Genomic DNA, 20,561 nt, shown 5'->3' on the forward strand with positions numbered 1-20,561 from the left:
GTAGCCCCACTCCGTGAAAAAACCTGCACCTATGTGACGCTGATACCAATTGCCTGATGAACTAGGTACTGCGCCAGAAATAGGAGAACTACCAGTTCTGACTGCATTGGTTAAATCCCTTACCCTAGCAAGACGATAACCCAAACTATTACACCAAGATATTTGGTCTGACTGGCGAGCAGATTTACTACCCCGATGGACGAACCACTGCCTCAACACAAATCCATAACGAACCTCATTACCATGACTATCCCTACCGACCAACTCAAATCTCTGTGGCAAAGATAGCGACGGAGTAAGCCGACCAGGACTACTTGAACTTATCTGAGAACTACTTGCCCTAGGACCATGCAACGTTACCCGTGTTACATAACTGGATTTATCTCTAATCCAGACATCGGCTTGTACTGTATTTCCTCGTGGGTCTATGAATGTACCAGAACGCGGCCTTGTCCAACTCACCGTTGCCCTTAAACGACCACTTGTATTAACTGTCCAACTCAACTGACTTGCATCTACCCCACCAACATCCAAATCAAAATACAATCCATCTGAACCTGTAGTTGGAAAGTTTAAGTCGTAAGACGATGGACTTGTTGACTGAACCAAAAAGCCCTTTGTAGGACTCCATATGTTAGATGGGCCGGCGTATTTGGAATCGTCACGGACACCACCCCAAGGGAAAGAAACATTATTACCAGTACCACCTAAGTACAAATTCGGCCTGACCGAACAAATAACCGGCTGTGACGACAAAGTGATATAATACTCCGCCGTCCCTCCGTAAAATCGACTACCTCTTGGCACACCATAACGAGTCTCTAAAGTCCCCCCTGTACTACTTAAAGTTAACTTATAAGGCGCTTTACATAGACTTAATGTATCACTACGACTAACGGTAGTGCCATTTTTATCCCTTATTGTTAAATCTATACGCCCTGATGCAGTAACACCATTAGCACCCTGACCATCCCCATCATCATCTCCCCACTTCCCCTGGCTAACCAAATTATTTATATCTATTGCATACTCACCATTTACCAATGGGACCGATGCGGGAACCACCGTGTGTATATCATTAAATGTATAATTACCACTAGGTAACCTTATCGGATTAGTAGCACTTGATGTGTTAGCTGACTGAGTAATACGTCTTCCATCTGGCAACTCAATTGCCAAGAAGGTGTCTGTATTGGTTGCCTTTGTCTGTCCCCCATCAAATGTTAAATATGGCGCACTACCCTCTATTACCCTTGATGTCTGGGCCGTTAATGCCACAGAACCCTGTGAATACGACAACAAGAACAACAGCGCGAAGAACAATGCCGATTTAAATAACAATGAAGATCTAAACCATAATGGAGGTTTGGATAGCAATGGCGGCCCTAATAACCACTTGGATATCGATGATAATTTTGCCGAAGAGGTTGTCGAAGTACCCGCCGAAAACATCGCCTGAAAAGACCGCGATGACGGCGTCCATTTCGCTACGCGAAATGACCTCGCTGATGAAAATAAGAACTGTGTCTGTTTTAGACTACGGTGAAATTGAAAAAGATTTTGAGCATAGGTTTGGCAGGCCAGATGCCAGATGCCAGATGCCAAGTATGATAGCGCATTTCGATCATCCTGTCAAGTAATTTTTTGTTTTATTTGAATTTTTTATAACTGACTGCTCGACTAATGAGCACTCCCTTGCTTTGAAAGCGCTTAAATTATAACCGCCTGAGTAATAATTCGCTAGCTTTTTTGTTAAAAATTTGTAAAGTTTTGTTAAAGGATGAGTCAACCTACGTTGGCGGGTTACTGAGGACGACTTTTGCTGTTGGTTTTTGGTTAAAAACCAACAAATAAAAACTTCAATAAAATCAATACCTTTTCTGACCGATTTTTGGGTGGTAATTGCGTTGTTTTTTAACAAAAAAACTCACCCAAAAACACCTAAGATTATGTTGTTTGTCTTATTCCGGCGTCAGAATGTGCCGACAACAGAGCGAGGTCAGCACGCCAAACAGGGATGTTTGGCGAGGCTATGCTTCGCCGGGAGCGAATCATAGCCGGTGCGTTAAGACCGAGCGGCGGCGGAGGGTAGCCGCAGGCCATATTCTGCAGCCAAAGCGTGGGATTGCAAAGGGAATTCGCTTTAATTCCCTTTGCTCGGACGTGGTCACGATAGCTATTTTGTCCACCAAAGGCCAAAACGTCCGAAACCTGCGCACCTAATTTATTCTATTCACCAAAACAAAAAAGGCCTGATTTCCCGCTCAAAAATCAGTCAGGAAAGACATTGATTTTATTGAAGTTTTTTGGTCACGTTTTTTAAGAGATTTTTTAACAAAAAAACAACCCCAAAAACACAACAATCCCAACATAATTATTATTTAAAAAAGCTCGAAAACAACGTTTCCGATCTCGATTTTTTATTAACCATTGTTGGTAAATAAATATCATAACAACAACAAGCAAAGCAATATAAAAAACCAACGACAATTGGTTGATGACGCCAACCATCAATAGGCCAATCATGGTAAACGCCTGCAATACCCCTATAATTAACTTATCGTACTGCCCAAATAAAATGGCGGTGGATTTTATGCCTATTTTGATATCGTCGTTACGATCCACCATCGCATATTCCGTATCATAAGCAATTGTCCAACAAATATTAGCCAAGCAAAGTAACCAACATGTGAGGGGGAATTGCTCTATAATGGCGGCATATGCCATAGGAATACCCCAGCTAAAGGCAATGCCTAATGTGACTTGCGGTAAGTGCGTGTAGCGCTTCATAAAGGGGTAAATCATTGCTGTTAATAAGGCTATGATTGCAATAAGCCATGATAGTTTATTTAAGATGAGCAATAGGCAAAGCGCAATGAGTAATAGAGTAAATAAGGTCCATAGTGCATTTTTTTCGGTCAATGCACCCCGCGCGAGTGGGCGGTTTTTTGTGCGTTCGACGTGTGCATCAAAATGGCGATCGGCATAATCGTTGACAACACACCCTGCTGCTCGCATGGTAAATACCCCTAAAATAAAAATGAGGGTAATATAGGTATAGGGCTCACCTGTCAACCATATCGCCCAAAGCGTTGGCCAAAGTAGTAGTAAGGTGCCGATGGGTTTGTCTAACCGCATTAGTTGTATATAAGCTAACATAAATGTTTTTTGCTATTTGAAATAATAGGTGGATTATACCTTGTTACTTAAAAGCTGCAATGTACACTATCCTCTGCAAAGGTGGTAAGACAAAGCACAATAAGGGAAAAAGTTAGATCATGAATAAATACTGTTCCACAATCACAGCTAATGCTCGATAAAATGGGCTTATCTCATTTTGCTTTAACTTTTTTAAATAGGCTGAAGACCAAATCAATAAGTGTTCATCCATTAACTGTTTTGCAGCTTTGGGATTGTTCTTTTCTTGCAATATGGCATAGGCCATTAGCATTAATCCAAATTGGTCTTCGGGTTCGTTGATGCCGGTATTAAGTGTTAAACCTTGTTGTTGTAAGAATTGGCGATAGCGTTCTTGTGATTCGCCCATTAATAGCTGCTCTTGATCTAAATAGACCGATCCCCAAGGAGGAGCGGACATAGCACCCTGCCCTTCAAATAATAGTGAAAATTGGTAATTAAGTTCTGGGTTGTTGATTTGAGTAGCGATTATTTGGCACTGTTCACCAATAAGCACGGCATTTTGCCAATCAACAATATGCTCAAGCTGAAATAAAGTATCAATGAGCGATTTAACCGTTTGGTGATCAGGTGGATAATAAAAAAAGGCACCAAATAATTTTGCCAAAATGGTGGATGTAAGTTTATCTAGATGCATTGCTTCATTATTTTTCATTAAATCGCTACCTAACTATAAATAGTACTGATTTGGGATGCCATTAAATAAAATAGCCTTCCTAATCATACCAGTAGATAACCGCCCAAATACGGTAAAAAAACAGTGGTAATTTGTGCACGTTAGACCTCTTCGGGGTTGAGTATTTTCCCCAATGTATCGCCCGAGACTTTCGCTTGGGGATGGGGTTTGATAACAATGTTGGGTTTAGTTAGATTTTCGTTTGGTAGTGGAGCAATGTTCCGCTCATTGCCATGTCGCTGGCGAAGTTTTTCGATTTCGTCAAAGTCTAAAGCTCTTTGCGGACAGGAGTCGACACAAACAGGTTTGAGTCCTTGTTCAACACGTTCATAACAACCATCACATTTTGACATAACCTGTTTTTGATGATCAAATTGCGGTGCGCCATAAGGACAATGGGTTTCACAACGTCGGCAACCAATACAAATATCTTGATTAACAACCACTAAACCATCTTGTGAGCGTTTATGCATTGCTCCCGTTGGGCAACCTTGTACACAAGCAGGCTCTTGGCAATGATTACATGATATGGATAAATAGTAGGTAAAAGTATCGTTTTGCCACATACCATCAACTTGCTGCCAAGTACCTCCGCCATACTCATAAACACGGCGAAAATTAACGCCTAATGCATTATCTTTTTCATCTTTACAACTGATTTGGCAGGTTTTGCAACCGGTGCATTTTGAAGAGTCAATATAAAATCCATATTGCATTTTTATTATCCGTTCTTTAATTTATGATACTCAACACATAGTCAATAATGGTTTGACTTCAACCAGATTAGTATGTTGTGGATTGGCTTTTGCAAGCACCGTTGGACGCAATGATGTTAAGCGATTAATACAACCGCCAATATCAATCCCGGCCGCATTAGTTTTTGCCCACATTCCTTGCGGAATAGCAATCACACCCGGTAATATCCTTGGTGTGACTTTAGCTGGAATACGGAGCCGACCTCGATCATTGTAAACCTCAACTAACTGACCATGTTTTATTTGTCTTTGCTCGGCATCAAATGGATTAATCCAAATACTGTTAACAACCGCTTCGCGCAGTTGTGGTAAATTACTGTAACTGGAATGGCATTGCCCTTTGGTATGAAAGCCAATCAGTTGTAGCGGGTATTTTTTGCGTTTGGGTTTATCTTCACTGCCTTCAATTGCGGGTAGGTAGGCTGGAATAGGATAAAGGACATCGTCTGGAGCAAGTTCCCATTCGTTGGCGATGGTGGCTAATGCTTCTGAATAGATTTCTATTTTTCCTGATGGGGTGTTTAATGGGTTTTTAATTGGATCGTCTCGAAAAGCTTTTAACCCAATTTGCGTATCGCTATCAGCCAGCTTACGATCAATAACGCCCATACCATCAGTATTAGCAAAAGGCGGTAAATGAGATTGGCTTTTACGCAGTTTTTCATAGCAATAAGCTATCCAATCTTCTTGCGTTCGCCCTTCAGTGAATTTGTCTTTTATACCCATTTTTTCAGATAATTGCGTTAATACCTCATAAGCTGGACGGTTTTCCCAAAGTGGTTTTATTGCCCGTTGCATGCGGATGATGTAGTGATAAGCACCCGATGAGTAAGAGTTATTAATCAAATCGTTACTTTCAACCGATGAGACATCGGGCAGAACTAAGTCCGCATATTTTGCCGATGCGGTCATATGCGTATCCCAAACAAGAATAAATTCACATTTAGACTCATCCTGTAGGATTTGATGAGTACGATTCAGATCAGAATGCTGGTTGCCAATAACATTACCGGCGTAATTCCAGATAAATTTGATGCCAACATCTAATTTATCTTTGCCACGTAAATAGGCATTTTTTGCCGTTAAGCTTAACGGATCGTCAATTGCTTTTGTCCACAAAAAGAAAGGAATACTGGTTTTTATAGGGTTGGGGATACTTAAACTTGGAACAGGATAAGTTATACTTCCCCCCCATGTGCCAATGTTGGTACCCGGTTTACCAAATTGACCAGTGATAATTGGCAATAACATAATTGCCCGAGCAGTATGTTCACCATTTTGCCAACGCTGTACACCATAACCTTGCGATATCCAAGCCGCTTTTGCATTCACAATATCCATAGCCAGTTTGCGGATCTGCTCGGCTGGAATGCCTGTTTTTTTAGCCGCCCATTCAGGTGTTTTAGGTGTTCTGTCATTACCTAATCCTAAAATATAGGATTTATAATCGCTAAAAGGGGGGGCACTGTCTGGTAGAGTATCGGCATTCCAACCAACACAATATTGGCTAAGCATGGCATCATCAATACGATCTTGTTCAAGTAATGCATATCCTATTGCCGCAACAAGCGCCGCGTCAGTTCCGGGAATAATCGGAATCCAATCAGCATGATAAGCCACCACACTTTCACTTCGACGTGGGTCAATAATAATCACCCGTGCTTTGCTTTGTTCTAATGCATGAAAAAGCTCGGTAACTTGTCCACCACCTGACATTCGGGTTTCAGCAATGTTATGTCCAAACATGACAACTAAATCAGAGTGCTTGATTTGATCAAGCAATGACTCCTTAGCATTACCATAAATATAAGGTCGAATGGCCGAAATCTGCCCACTTGAATAGTCACCATGATAATTAAGAAAGCCACCAATGCAGCTTAAGAAACGCTTACACGCATTGCGCCCAGAAATGTTAGCACCAGTCGTGCCCGATCCATATTGATAATAAATCGCTTCGTTACCATAGTTATCAATCGTATGTTTGAGCTTTTCAGCTAATAAATCAATCGCCTCGCTCCACGAAATGCGTTTAAATTTGCCTTCGCCACGTTTGCCTATTCTTAACATTGGGTATTTTAAGCGATCTGGATCGTAAGTGCGCCAACGAACGGAACGTCCACGTAAACATGGGCGAATTTGGTGTTGTCCAAAAATCGGGTCATTAATGCCATCTTCTGAAGATATTTTAGTGATAATATCGTTTTTTACATGAACCTTTAAAGGACAACGGCTACCGCAGTTAACTAAACAAGCACTATAATAAATCTGTTCTTTATCAGTGGGGTTAACAAAGGTTTTATTATTAACATCGCTATCAGGCTCTATATAGGCAAAAGGTAATTGCATATTGCTGATTAATGCTGCTACACCGTCAATAGTTGACGATTTTTGTAAAAAATCACCCTGACTTATTATATTTGTATCTTTTGACTTGCTCATTTAATTCCCTTATTTTTATACGGGATTTTCTTATCATCGTACTAAAATTACGATAAAAAATCTTAAAAAGTAAATTATCTTTTCTAACCAATACGATAAGTTGGATTTATGAGTTTAACTTAAACGCCGGCGCCATTGACCTTGGTCTTATTGTGCAAAGGTTGGTATAATAACTGTCATTTATTCGAATAGATAGAAAAACTATGTCGCAATCTACTTATAATGCCGTTGATATTGAAGTTTTAAAAGGACTTGATCCTGTTCGTCACCGTCCAGGTATGTACACCGATACTACTCGCCCAAACCATTTGGGCCAAGAAGTCATTGATAATAGTGTCGATGAAGCTATTGCTGGCCATGCTCGTCAAATTAAGGTGACACTTTATGAAGATAACTCACTTGAAGTAATTGACGATGGGCGCGGCATGCCTGTTGATATTCACCCAGAAGAAGGCGTGCCTGCAATTGAGCTATTGCTTTGCCGTTTGCATGCAGGGGGTAAGTTTTCGAACAAGAATTACCAGTTCTCTGGCGGTTTGCATGGTGTGGGTATTTCGGTAGTAAATGCGTTATCAAAACGTGTTGAAGTCACTGTTCATCGTGATGGACAAGTGTACGAAATGGCCTTTGAAAATGGCAACAAAGTCGAAGATTTACACATCACTGGTACATGTGGGCGCCGTAATACGGGTACCAAAGTGCATTTTTGGCCAGACGAAAAATATTTTGATTCACCTCGATTTTCAGTGCCTCGCTTGTCACATCTACTTAAAGCCAAAGCGGTTCTTTGTCCCGGTCTTGAAATTACCTTTAAAGATAAAATCAACAATACCGAACAACGCTGGTGCTATCAAGATGGATTAAAAGACTATTTGATGGAGTCGGTAAGTGGTTATTCACTACTACCCGAAATCCCGTTTACTGGTAGCCACATTGGCGAAACCGAAGCGGTTGAATGGGCGTTACTTTGGATGCCAGAAGGCGGTGAGCTATTAACCGAAAGTTACGTTAATTTAATTCCAACAATTCAAGGTGGTACACATGTTAATGGTTTACGTCAAGGCTTGTTAGATGCCATGCGTGAGTTTTGTGAGTTTCGTAATTTGTTGCCGCGTGGCTTAAAATTAACGGCTGATGATATTTGGGAACGCTGTGCTTATGTTATTTCAGTCAAAATGCAAGAGCCACAATTTGCAGGTCAAACCAAAGAGCGATTATCATCACGCCAGAGTGCGGCATTTGTGTCGGCAATTGTGAAAGATGCATTTAGCCTTTGGTTAAATCAACATGTTCAATTAGCCGAATTACTGGCCGAAATGGTGATTTCAAGCGCGCAAAAACGCTTAAAAGCCTCAAAAAAAGTCATCCGTAAAAAACTAACCAGTGGTCCTGCACTACCGGGTAAGCTGGCTGATTGCTCATCACAAGATTTAAGCCGTACTGAGCTTTTTTTAGTGGAAGGGGACTCGGCTGGCGGTTCAGCTAAACAGGCTCGAGACCGTGAATTTCAAGCCATCATGCCACTTAAAGGTAAGATTTTAAATACTTGGGAAGTGTCATCTGACGAGGTGCTTGGATCACAAGAAATTCATGATATTTCGGTTGCTATCGGTATCGATCCGGATAGTGATGATTTGAGCCAATTACGTTATGGTAAGATCTGTATTTTAGCCGATGCCGATTCTGATGGACTACATATTGCCACTTTACTTTGTGCGTTATTTGTTCGTCACTTTCGTGCGATGGTTGAGCATGGACATGTGTTTGTTGCAATGCCCCCGCTTTATCGTATCGATTTAGGTAAAGAGGTGCATTACGCCCTAGATGAAGAAGAAAAAGAAGGCATTTTAGAACAGCTAAAACGTAAAAAAGGCAAACCGAATGTACAACGCTTTAAAGGTCTAGGCGAAATGAATCCATTGCAACTGCGTGAAACAACAATGGATCCTAATACTCGCCGTTTAGTGCAGTTATCCCTTGATGATGCCGAACAAACGATGGCACTGATGGATATGCTACTTGCTAAAAAACGCTCAGAAGATCGCCGCGAATGGCTACAAGAAAAAGGCGATCAAGTTGAACTTGATGTCTAACCAACAGAATGATTTAGAGGAACAATAATGAGTGAGATAACTCATGATGGAGTAGAAGTCCAATCACTACGCACCTTTACTGAAAGTGCCTATTTAAACTACTCAATGTATGTCATTATGGATCGTGCGCTACCATTTATTGGTGATGGCTTAAAGCCTGTGCAACGGCGCATTGTTTATGCTATGTCAGAATTAGGGCTTAATGCTCAAGCTAAATTCAAAAAATCAGCCCGTACCGTGGGTGATGTACTTGGTAAATATCATCCTCATGGTGATAGCGCCTGTTACGAAGCTATGGTGTTGATGGCTCAGCCATTTTCTTATCGTTACCCTTTAGTTGATGGGCAAGGTAACTGGGGGGCGCCGGATGATCCTAAATCATTTGCTGCTATGCGTTATACTGAATCACGCTTATCAAAATATGCTGAATTATTATTAGGTGAATTAGGGCAAGGTACGGTTGATTATACGCCAAACTTTGATGGTACGTTGCAAGAGCCTAAAATGCTACCAGCCAGACTGCCAAATATTTTATTAAATGGTACAACGGGGATTGCGGTTGGTATGGCAACAGATATTCCACCCCATAATATCCGTGAAGTGGCAAATGCGGCAATTATGCTTGCTGATAACCCAAACGCGACATTAAGCGAAGTAATGGCTCACATACAAGGGCCTGACTTCCCTACCGAGGCTGAAATTATCACACCTCGTGACGATATCGAAAAAATCTACAAAACAGGTCGTGGATCTATTCGTATGCGTGCCGTATGGAAAAAAGAAGACGGTGACATTGTCATCACCGACCTTCCTCATCAAGTTTCAGGTGCTAAAATTTTAGAGCAAATCGCTTCACAAATGCGCGCTAAAAAACTGCCTTTAATTGAAGATTTACGTGATGAGTCTGATCACGAAAATCCAACTCGTTTGGTGATTGTGCCGCGTTCAAATCGAGTCGATTTAGAGCAAGTCATGAATCATTTATTTGCAACAACCGATCTCGAAAAAAGCTATCGCGTCAATATGAATATGATCGGGCTGGATAATCGCCCATCAGTAAAAGGATTAGTCGAAATTCTAACCGAGTGGCTAGAATATCGCAAAAACACCGTCACGCGCCGCTTAAATTATCGATTAGATAAAATATTAAAACGACTGCACATCCTTGATGGTTTATTAATTGCATTTTTAAATATCGATGAAGTTATTGATATTATACGTAATGAAGATGAACCTAAGCAGGAGTTAATCAGCCGTTTTGCATTAACCGATATTCAAGCCGAAGCAATTTTAGAGTTAAAACTCCGTCATTTAGCCAAACTTGAAGAAATGCGCATTAAAGGTGAACAAAGTGAGCTTGCAAAAGAGCGCGATCACTTGCAAGCATTATTATCTTCACCGAAAAAACTGAGTAATTTAATAAAAAAAGAGCTACAAGAAGACGCTGAAAAATATGGTGATGAGCGTCGTTCTCCGATCGTTGAACGTAGTGAAGCTAAAGCCATTAGTGAACAAGAGTTAACACCATCAGAACCTGTTACCGTGATTTTGTCTGAAATGGGCTGGGTTAGAACAGCTAAAGGTCATGATATTGATGCTACCGGTTTAAGCTATAAAGCGGGTGATAGCTTTAAAGCTGCCGCAAAAGGAAAAAGCAATCAGCCCGTTATCTTTATCGACTCAACAGGCCGTAGTTATGCTATAGAGCCTAATACCCTACCATCTGCCCGAAGCCAAGGAGAGCCATTAACCGGTAAATTAGCACTACCTGCGGGCGCAACGGTTGAACATGTTTTGATGTCGCAAAATGATAATCAAAAATTCTTGCTGGCTTCAAGTGCAGGGTATGGATTTATTTGTCAATTTAGTGATTTAATTGCTCGTAACCGCAATGGTAAGGCGATTATCAATTTACCTAAAGAAGCAAAAATCCTAGCACCAATTGAAATTCCATCAGAAGATAGCTTATTGTTATCGATCACTAAAGCTGGTCGAATGCTCATCTTCCCTGTCAAAGATTTACCTGAACTTGCCAAAGGTAAAGGGAATAAAATTGTATCGCTTGCTGGTACAGATGATAGTCTTTCTTATATGATGCTAATTACCCCAGAAACAGCGGTAACTTTATATGTTGGTAAACGCAAACTTACGCTACATCCTGCTGATTTACAAAAATTTAAAGCAGAACGAGCACGTAAAGGCACTTCATTACCACGAGGTTTGCAAAAGATAGATCAAATTGAGGTGAACGAATAATATGTCTTTTATTTGGGCGATAATTACAGGCTTTGTTTTAAGCAGTGTATTAAAAACAGGATGGGGGTTTATACTTGGACTATTTATTGGTCCAATGCTTTACCAAGCATTTTGCAATAAATTGACCGAACAAAAAACCAAAGCAAACCCAGAACTTTACTTAACGGTTGTTTTTGAAGTCCTTGGTCATTTAAGTAAAGCAAAAGGTGTTGTCACTCAAGATGATATTAATCTTGCTAGCCAATTCATGGACAGATTACAACTGGATCGAAATAGTCGAAAACTAGCACAAGACTCATTTAATCGAGGCAAAGCAAGTGATTACCCGCTCCGTTCTCGTTTAGCGGAACTATATGCACAATATCGTTACCGACGAAATGTGTTAAATATTTTTTGTGAACAACTGATCCAAGCGGCATTAGTTGATGGCATTTTAGATGAAAAAGAGCAACAAATTCTTTTTGTTGTGGCTGAAGAATTTAATATTCCACGTCAACAAATGGCAATATATATTCAAATGATGATGGGTAGCTACCATTTTCGTCAGAATGGTTATCACAACCAACAAAATCAGCGAGATCAATATCAACGTAGCAATCATTATGGTGGATATCAAGGCCGATCAACACAAGCAGATCTGCAAAATGCTTACAAAATTTTGGGTATAGACTCGTCTGCGGAGATCTCAGAAATCAAAAGAGCTTATCGAAAATTAATGAACGAACACCATCCAGATAAGCTAGTATCAAAAGGTCTACCAAAAGAGATGCTGGAAGCCGCAAAAAAACGAGCACAAGAAATCCAAGCTGCCTATGATCTTATCAAAGCATCACGTGGATTTAAGTAGAGACTAATACTATGATGCATTGGCGCTCAATCATTAGAATTGTTGGACTATTAATTGCCCTGCTATCGACATTTATGCTATTACCTGCACTTGTAGCATTAATTTATCGCGACGGCGCGGGGGCAATTTTTGTGCGTTCGTTTTTTGCTGCGCTAATTTTAGGATGTCTTTTATGGCTTCCTAATCGCCATCAACGCCATGAGCTAACCACTCGCGAAGGCTTCTTTATTGTTGTGCTATTTTGGGTTGTTTTAGGTACAATCGGTGCTTTCCCTTTTATTTTTGATACCCACATTAATTTAAATTTAACTACCGCATTTTTCGAATCATTTTCAAGCCTAACCACAACGGGTGCTACCACGATTGTAAAATTAGAACACCTTCCTAAGGCTTTACTGTTTTATCGTCAATTACTGCAATGGCTTGGTGGTATGGGTATTATCGTACTTGCTGTCGCCATCTTGCCATTATTAGGCGTTGGGGGTATGCAACTTTATCGGGCTGAAATCCCCGGTCCACAAAAAGACAGCAAAATGCGCCCACGCATTGCCGAAACGGCAAAAACACTCTGGTCAATTTATATTTTTCTTACTACTCTTTGTGCGATCTGCTTATGGTTTGCAGGTATGAATGTTTTTGATGCGATTTCACATAGTTTTTCAACCATTTCAATGGGTGGATTTTCAACTCACGATGATAATCTTGCTTACTTTAATAGCCCCGCAATCAACTACATTATCACCCTCTTTTTAGTCTTATCGGGTTGTAACTTTGCACTACATTTTGCCGCATTAAGTGGATTTTCAATTAAGGTTTTCTGGCGAGATCAAGAGTTTAGAACCTTTATTTTTATTTTAGCCATTTTAATTATCATTTGTACATTTGGCATTTATGTTTACCAACCAGAACGAAAACTCAGCATAGATAAAATAGTACTACAAGTTGTATCTATCTCTGCAACTGTTGGTTTTACCGTAGATGATATCAATACATGGCCATCATCATTACCCATTTTTTTACTATGCGCATCATTTATTGGTGGTTGTGCTGGTTCAACTGGCGGCGGTTTAAAAGTGGTGCGAGTTTTGCTTCTATTTATGCAGGGATCGCGTGAATTAAAACGCCTTATTCATCCGAATGCGATTTATACATTAAAATTAAACAACCGTGTTGTTTCAGAACGTATTATTGAAGCTGTTTGGGGATTCTTTTCTGCCTATGCGTTAGTCTTTTTAGTCAGCTTGTTTATTATTATGGCAACTGGCATTGATGCTACTGATTCATTTTATATTGTTGCTTCATCACTCAATAACTTAGGCGTCGGGCTTGGCAATGTAAGCGATAATTTTGCTAGCGTAAGTGACGTTGTTAAATGGGTCATGGTTGTCGATATGTTATTTGGCCGATTAGAAATATTTACCTTACTGGTTTTATTTACGCCAACTTTTTGGCGGAGTTGATTTTATATTAAAACATATAATTAACTGATAGTTTTTTACAAAATACACAATTTTTATAAATATTTTATTGATTATTTAGTTAATTACAGACAGAATTACAACACAGCATGTGCTGTATTTATTAGAGGTAATCACCTGACATATGGAATGGATCATGGATCCTACAATCTGGATTGGTTTATCCACTCTGGTTGTACTTGAAATCGTCCTTGGTATTGATAACATTGTTTTTATTGCCATCCTTGCCGAGAAACTTCCTCCCAACCAACGAGATAAAGCGCGCATTACAGGCCTTGCTTTCGCATTAATTACGCGAATATTGCTACTAATGTTCACAGGTTGGTTAGTTACACTCACCACACCACTATTTACGATATCTGGAATCAGCTTTAATGCACGCCAACTGATTATGTTAATCGGTGGGATATTTTTATTATTTAAAGCCACCATGGAGCTCAACGAACGTCTTGAAGGTGCATCACAAGAAGACGGTAAACCCAAAAAAACCTCTCACTTTTGGACTGTTGTGGCACAAATAGTTGTACTTGATGCCGTGTTTTCGCTTGATTCAGTGATCACTGCGGTAGGAATGGTTGAACATATTCCTGTGATGATTATTGCCGTGTGTATTGCCATTGCCATTATGATGGTTGCAAGTAAACCCCTGGCTAATTTTGTCAATGCTCATCCAACCATTGTCATTCTTTGTTTAAGTTTTTTATTGATGATCGGTTTTAGCCTTGTTGCCGAAGGGTTTGATTTTATGATTCCAAAAGGCTATTTATACGCGGCTATTGGCTTCTCAATTATGATTGAGTTTTTCAATCAACTGGCTATTTTTAATCGTCGCAAAGCCTTAAATAAAAAGCCATTACGCGAACGTACCGCCGAAGCCATTTTACACTTACTTAAAGGTGATGCCGAAGAAGATTCTGATACTAACACCATCGATGTCATATCTGATGAAAATAAAAAAGTATCAGTGTTTAATCATCAAGAATTAAGTATGGTTGAACGAGTACTAGGGCTAGCCCAACGTTCAGTCAGCAGTATAATGACATCTCGACTTGACGTTGATATGGTCAATATCAATGATGATCGTGAGGTTATTATTAAAGAGATTTTTGAAAATCCTCATTCACGTTTAGTCGTTACCGATAATGTTTCAATTGATGAACCACTAGGAATCATCCAAGTTAATGATCTATTAAAAGATATACTACAAAGTAAAGAGCCCATTGATATTCACTCGCTTATCAAACAACCGCTGATCTTCCCTGAGACCATATCGTTACTAGTTGCATTAGATCAATTTAAAAAAGCTAAAACCCATTTTGCTTTCGTAGTAGACGAATTTGGCTCAATGCAAGGGGTTGTTTCGGTGACAGATATTATTGAAACCATTGCCGGTGACTTCCCGACCGAAGAAGAAGAAATTGACGCCAAACACGATATTCAATGCCTAGATGATAACAGCTGGATCGCTAATGGCTATATTCCAGTTGAAGAACTTATCCGTTTTGTACCCATTCCCATTGATGATAAACGTGAGTATCACACCCTAGCAGGGCTATTAATGGAAAAAGCTCAGCATTTACTTAATGTTGGTGAAACCTTACAAATCGGCGATTATTTATTTGAAGTGGCAGAAATAGAAAGCCACAGAATTTTGAAAGTAAAAATTGTGCTAAACAAGCAGGAGTTCGCTTCAACGTAGTTTATTCCTAAGCGCTATATTAATTACAATAGCGCTTGACCAAAATAAATAACTAGCAATAATAGCGTAATAAAATTTCTGTTTATTTGAAGATGTAGAGCCTAGTTCTTCATCTTTTCTATTTTTTATTTTTACCTTTCTTTTGGTAAAAAATAGGTAACACTCATTAATTCTATTAACCAAAATTAGGCTTTAACTTATGCATTCAATATTCGAAAAACTGTTTCAATTGAAAGAAAAAAAAACAACCGCTGGTACTGAAATTATTGCAGGATGTACCACCTTCCTCACAATGGTCTATATCATCTTTGTTAATCCATCGATTCTATCAGCAACCGGTATGGATAAATCTGCGGTATTTGTACTAACTTGTGTAATTACTGCATTGGCAACGATTTTAATGGGCTTATTTGCTAACTTACCAATAGCACTTGCACCGGCCATGGGGCTGAACGTCTTCTTTGCTTATGGCGTCTGTGGTGCAATGGGCTACTCTTGGCAAGTCGGTATGGGCGCCATATTTTGGGGGTCATTAGTCTTTTTTGCGTTGTCACTATTTAAAGTCCGTCATTGGTTAATTGAACATATTCCACAATGCTTACGTGTAGGTATTAGTGCGGGTATCGGGCTATTTATTGCTTTTATGGGATTTCAAAACATGGGTATTGTGGTTGCCTCACCTGCGACACTACTAACCATGGGCAATATCTTATCGCTTAAAGTGCTATTGGGTTCGCTTGGTTTTTTCATTATTATTATTTTAGCGGCTCGTAACTTTCATGCGGCAGTATTAATTTCGATTTTAGTTGTAACTTTATTAGCACTATGGCTCGATCCTAATATCAGTTACCAAGGTATTGTATCTATGCCACCAAGTGTTACCAGTGTTGTTGGTCATGTTGATCTAGCTGGCTCACTTAATATCGGTATTATGGGCGTTATTTTTTCAATAATGATTGTCAGCCTATTCGACTCATCAGGCACCATTTTAGCATTAACCGATAAAGCTGGAATTAGTGACGAAAAAGGTCGATTCCCCAAAATGCGTCAAGCACTATTAATTGATAGCTTTAGCTCTTCTTTAGGTGGATTATTTGGCACATCATCAGTGTTAACCTATATCGAAAGTTCTGCAGGTATTTCAGTAGGTGGACGTACCGGGTTAACTGCGGTTGTTGTAGGTATATTATTTTTAATAGTGACATTTTTATCACCACTAGCGCATTTAGTACCTACTTATGCAACATCAGGCGCACTTATTTTTGTTGGGATTTTAATGGTTTCAAGCTTAGTTAAAGTTAACTGGTCTGATTTAACCGAAGCAACACCGGCCTTTATTACTGCAATCATGATGCCTTTTGCTTTTGCTATTACTGAAGGCGTTGCCCTTGGTTTTATCTCTTATGTAGTACTAAAAGCCTTTACGGGTAAATTTAAACAACTAAACCTATGTGTGATTATTTTTGCCGTACTTTTTGCTTTAAAATTTATCTTTATTGATCATCACTAATCACATTTCCCCCTACTGCTACTCATGGTAGGGGGCAATATATCAATACGATAAATACAAATACCCATTTCCCCCTAAAATTACTCTATCCTATCTCATAAAAACATCGTCATAATTCCGTAATAATTAAACTCAAGATCAAGCACTTAATGATCGCAAAAACTTGACATTATCTCTTCTGGGGTCTAGAATCTTGCGACCCAAAACTTATATAAAATAGGTTTTGGTCTACAGTTATTAATTACGTATCTAAAAAGCAATTTTAAATTTATTTTAATTAATCAGGAGCTTATTAATGGCAACAATTAATCAGCTGGTACGCAAACCAAGAGCACTAAAGGAAGCAAAAAGTAACGTTCCTGCCCTTGAAGCATGCCCGCAAAAACGCGGTGTTTGTACTCGTGTTTACACAACTACACCGAAAAAACCAAACTCAGCATTACGTAAAGTATGTCGTGTACGTTTAACTAACGGTTTTGAAGTGACTTCTTATATCGGTGGTGAAGGTCATAACCTACAAGAACATAGCGTAATTTTAATCCGTGGTGGTCGTGTTAAAGACTTACCGGGTGTTCGTTATCACACTGTTCGTGGTGCATTAGACTGCGCAGGTGTTAAAGATCGCAAACAAAGCCGTTCTAAATACGGTGTTAAACGACCTAAAGCTTAATGGAACTCCGTTAAGTAAGGCCAAACTATATAATTCCATTTAACTCATTTGAGTTTTGGGTAAACCTGAAAATTTATAACATATAAACGGAGTATTCCAATGCCACGTCGTCATGTTGTCGGTCAAAGAAAAATTCTTCCTGATCCGAAGTTCGGTTCAGAGTTACTGGCGAAATTTGTAAATATTTTAATGATAGATGGTAAAAAATCTATCGCAGAATCAATCGTATATTCAGCTCTTGATAAATTAGCTGAGCGTAGTGGAAAAGACCACTTAGCAGCTTTCGAAGTTGCATTAGATAACGTAAGACCAACTGTAGAAGTTAAGTCTCGTCGCGTTGGTGGTTCTACATACCAAGTTCCAGTTGAAGTGCGTCCAGTTCGTCGTAATGCACTTGCAATGCGTTGGATTGTAGATGCTGCACGTAAACGTGGCGATAAATCAATGGCTTTACGCCTAGCGAATGAACTTATGGATGCTTTTGAAAACAAAGGTACCGCTGTGAAAAAACGCGAAGATGTTCATCGTATGGCTGAAGCTAATAGAGCGTTTGCACACTATCGTTGGTAATATTCGCACTTATACTTATATAAGTGACTTGAATTAGGACTGATAGCCCTTATCTGCTATCAGTCAACCAAAATGATGTTTTATTAAGCAAACGATTCTAAACAGAGGATTAATATGGCTCGTACAACCCCTATAGCACGCTACCGTAATATCGGTATCAGTGCACATATTGACGCAGGTAAAACAACAACGACTGAACGTATTTTGTTTTATACTGGTGTTAGTCACAAAATTGGTGAAGTTCATGATGGCGCAGCTACCATGGACTGGATGGAACAAGAACAAGAACGTGGTATCACTATCACTTCTGCTGCAACAACTGCATTCTGGTCTGGTATGGGTCAACAATTTGAACCACACCGTATCAACATCATCGACACCCCGGGACACGTTGACTTTACAATCGAAGTTGAACGTTCTATGCGTGTTCTTGATGGTGCGGTAATGGTTTACTGTGCAGTTGGTGGTGTTCAACCTCAATCTGAAACTGTATGGCGTCAAGCAAACAAATATAAAGTTCCACGTATCGCATTTGTCAACAAAATGGACCGTATGGGTGCTAACTTCTTACGTGTTGTTGATCAAATCAAAACTCGTTTAGCAGCAGTACCTGTTCCTTTAGTTTTACCAATCGGTGCAGAAGAAGGATTCACTGGTGTTGTTGATTTACTTAAACGTAAAGCAATCAACTGGAATGATGCTGATCAAGGTGTAACATTCACTTATGAAGATGTACCAGCCGAAATGGTTGACCAAGTTGAAGAATGGCGTTCTTTCTTAATTGAAACTGCGGCTGAAGCAAGTGAAGAGTTAATGGAAAAATACCTTGGTGGTGAAGAGTTAACTGAAGAAGAAGTGAAAGCAGCATTACGTGAACGCGTACTTGCTAACGAAATCATCTTAGTAACTTGTGGTAGTGCCTTTAAAAATAAAGGTGTTCAATTCATGCTTGATGCAGTTATTGAATATTTACCAGCACCAACTGATGTACCTGCAATCAAAGGTGAATTACAAAATGGTGAAGCGGCAGAACGTCACTCAAGTGATGACGAACCATTCTCATCATTAGCGTTCAAAATCGCAACTGACCCATTTGTGGGTAACTTAACATTCTTCCGTGTTTACTCTGGTGTGGTTAACTCTGGTGACACTGTTCTTAACTCTGTTAAAGATAAAAAAGAACGTTTTGGTCGTATCGTTCAGATGCACGCTAACAAACGTGAAGAAATTAAAGAAGTTCGCGCTGGTGACATCGCTGCAGCAATCGGTCTTAAAGATGTAACTACAGGTGATACGCTTTGTGCTGAAAGTGCACCAATCATTCTTGAAAGAATGGAATTCCCAGAGCCAGTAATTTCGGTTGCTGTTGAACCAAAAACCAAAGCTGACCAAGAAAAAATGGGTCTTGCTTTAGGTCGACTAGCACAAGAAGACCCTTCATTCCGTGTTCACACCGATGAAGAATCAGGTCAAACCATTATTTCTGGTATGGGTGAGCTTCACTTAGAAATCATCGTTGACCGTATGAAACGTGAATTTAAAGTGGAAGCAAATGTTGGTAAACCACAAGTTGCTTACCGTGAAACAATTCGCAATGAAGTAGAACAAGAAGGTAAATTTGTTCGTCAGTCTGGTGGTCGTGGTCAATATGGTCATGTATGGTTAAAAATCAAACCATTGGAAGCGGGTGGCGAAGGCTACAAATTCAACAATGAAATCGTTGGTGGTGTGGTTCCTAAAGAATACATCCCTGCAGTTGATAAAGGCTGTCAAGAACAAATGAAAAACGGTGTTCTTGCTGGTTACCCAATTGTTGATGTTGAAGTCACTATCTATGATGGTTCTTACCATGATGTTGACTCATCAGAAATGGCATTTAAAATTGCCGGTTCAATGGCATTTAAAGATGGCTTCATGAAAGCTAAACCTGTGCTTTTAGAACCGATTATGAAAGTAGAAGTTGAAACTCCAGAAGATTATATGGGTGATGTTATCGGTGACTTAAACCGTCGTCGCGGTATGATCGAAGGAATGGAAGATACTGCAACTGGTAAAACAGTTAAAGCACAAGTTCCACTTTCAGAAATGTTTGGTTATGCAACAGACCTTCGTTCACAAACTCAAGGTCGTGCTTCTTACTCAATGGAGTTCTTGAAGTACAATGAAGCACCAACAAATATTGCAACCGCAATTATTGAAGCTCGTAAAGCAAAATAATTTTATCTAAATAAAGTAACGCTTCCCTTAATGAATTAAGGGAAGTGATTTAATAAAGGAACATTAAGATGTCTAAAGAAAAATTTGAACGTACAAAACCCCACGTTAACGTTGGTACAATCGGCCACGTTGACCATGGTAAAACAACTTTAA

General features: G+C 39.6%; 15 protein-coding genes. 10 read left to right on the forward strand and 5 right to left on the reverse strand.

Going from position 1 to position 20,561, the window contains the following annotated elements; translation table 11 throughout:
- The 5 genes from GQ598_RS10280 to GQ598_RS10300 all read right to left on the reverse strand — a co-directional run.
- Window positions 1–1,605: hypothetical protein (locus GQ598_RS10280; RefSeq protein ID WP_160404040.1), on the reverse strand; the 1,605-nt coding region annotated here is incomplete at its 3' end.
- Between the two features lie 726 nt (window positions 1,606–2,331).
- Window positions 2,332–3,159 (reverse strand): 4-hydroxybenzoate octaprenyltransferase, encoded by an 828-nt coding sequence (ubiA, locus tag GQ598_RS10285; RefSeq protein WP_160404041.1) that lies wholly within the window; start codon window positions 3,157–3,159, stop codon window positions 2,332–2,334.
- A gap of 112 nt (window positions 3,160–3,271) precedes the next feature.
- On the reverse strand, window positions 3,272–3,853 hold the full coding sequence (locus tag GQ598_RS10290) for a molecular chaperone (protein WP_202112754.1): 582 nt from the start codon (window positions 3,851–3,853) through the stop codon (window positions 3,272–3,274).
- 122 nt (window positions 3,854–3,975) lie between these two features.
- Window positions 3,976–4,590, reverse strand: coding sequence for a DMSO/selenate family reductase complex B subunit (locus GQ598_RS10295; RefSeq protein WP_160404042.1), 615 nt, complete (start codon window positions 4,588–4,590; stop codon window positions 3,976–3,978).
- Window positions 4,591–4,620: 30 nt separating this feature from the next.
- On the reverse strand, window positions 4,621–7,068 hold the full coding sequence (locus GQ598_RS10300) for a DMSO/selenate family reductase complex A subunit (protein ID WP_160404043.1): 2,448 nt from the start codon (window positions 7,066–7,068) through the stop codon (window positions 4,621–4,623).
- A 203-nt stretch (window positions 7,069–7,271) separates the two neighbouring features.
- Between GQ598_RS10300 and parE the strand changes: the two genes are divergently transcribed.
- From parE to GQ598_RS10350, 10 genes are all read left to right on the forward strand, one after another.
- Window positions 7,272–9,161 carry a DNA topoisomerase IV subunit B gene (gene parE, locus GQ598_RS10305; RefSeq protein ID WP_160404044.1) on the forward strand — a complete coding sequence of 630 codons (1,890 nt, stop codon included), beginning with the start codon at window positions 7,272–7,274 and terminating at the stop codon, window positions 9,159–9,161.
- A 27-nt stretch (window positions 9,162–9,188) separates the two neighbouring features.
- Window positions 9,189–11,417 carry a DNA topoisomerase IV subunit A gene (gene parC / locus GQ598_RS10310; RefSeq protein WP_160404045.1) on the forward strand — a complete coding sequence of 743 codons (2,229 nt, stop codon included), beginning with the start codon at window positions 9,189–9,191 and terminating at the stop codon, window positions 11,415–11,417.
- 1 nt (window position 11,418) lies between these two features.
- Window positions 11,419–12,264, forward strand: coding sequence for a co-chaperone DjlA (gene djlA, locus GQ598_RS10315; protein ID WP_091350667.1), 846 nt, complete (start codon window positions 11,419–11,421; stop codon window positions 12,262–12,264).
- 14 nt (window positions 12,265–12,278) lie between these two features.
- A complete protein-coding gene (locus GQ598_RS10320) occupies window positions 12,279–13,724 on the forward strand; it encodes a TrkH family potassium uptake protein (protein WP_160404050.1) in 1,446 nt (481 codons plus the stop codon).
- 142 nt (window positions 13,725–13,866) lie between these two features.
- Window positions 13,867–15,441 carry a TerC family protein gene (locus GQ598_RS10325; RefSeq protein ID WP_160404046.1) on the forward strand — a complete coding sequence of 525 codons (1,575 nt, stop codon included), beginning with the start codon at window positions 13,867–13,869 and terminating at the stop codon, window positions 15,439–15,441.
- Window positions 15,442–15,640: 199 nt separating this feature from the next.
- The gene (locus tag GQ598_RS10330) at window positions 15,641–16,951 is read left to right on the forward strand and encodes an NCS2 family permease (protein ID WP_160404047.1); all 1,311 of its coding nucleotides are present in this window, start codon (window positions 15,641–15,643) and stop codon (window positions 16,949–16,951) included.
- Between the two features lie 295 nt (window positions 16,952–17,246).
- Complete coding sequence (gene rpsL / locus GQ598_RS10335; protein WP_034883792.1) at window positions 17,247–17,621, forward strand: 30S ribosomal protein S12; 375 nt, start codon at window positions 17,247–17,249, stop codon at window positions 17,619–17,621.
- Window positions 17,622–17,720: 99 nt separating this feature from the next.
- Window positions 17,721–18,191 carry a 30S ribosomal protein S7 gene (gene rpsG, locus GQ598_RS10340; protein ID WP_034915550.1) on the forward strand — a complete coding sequence of 157 codons (471 nt, stop codon included), beginning with the start codon at window positions 17,721–17,723 and terminating at the stop codon, window positions 18,189–18,191.
- 114 nt (window positions 18,192–18,305) lie between these two features.
- Window positions 18,306–20,408 (forward strand): elongation factor G, encoded by a 2,103-nt coding sequence (gene fusA, locus GQ598_RS10345; RefSeq protein ID WP_160404048.1) that lies wholly within the window; start codon window positions 18,306–18,308, stop codon window positions 20,406–20,408.
- 68 nt (window positions 20,409–20,476) lie between these two features.
- Window positions 20,477–20,561, forward strand: an 85-nt coding sequence (locus tag GQ598_RS10350; protein WP_010312103.1) for a GTP-binding protein, incomplete at its 3' end; no start/stop codon positions are given.

Origin of the sequence: Gilliamella sp. Pas-s95, from assembly GCF_009795795.1 — a bacterium.
Classification (GTDB): domain Bacteria; phylum Pseudomonadota; class Gammaproteobacteria; order Enterobacterales; family Orbaceae; genus Gilliamella; species Gilliamella bombicola.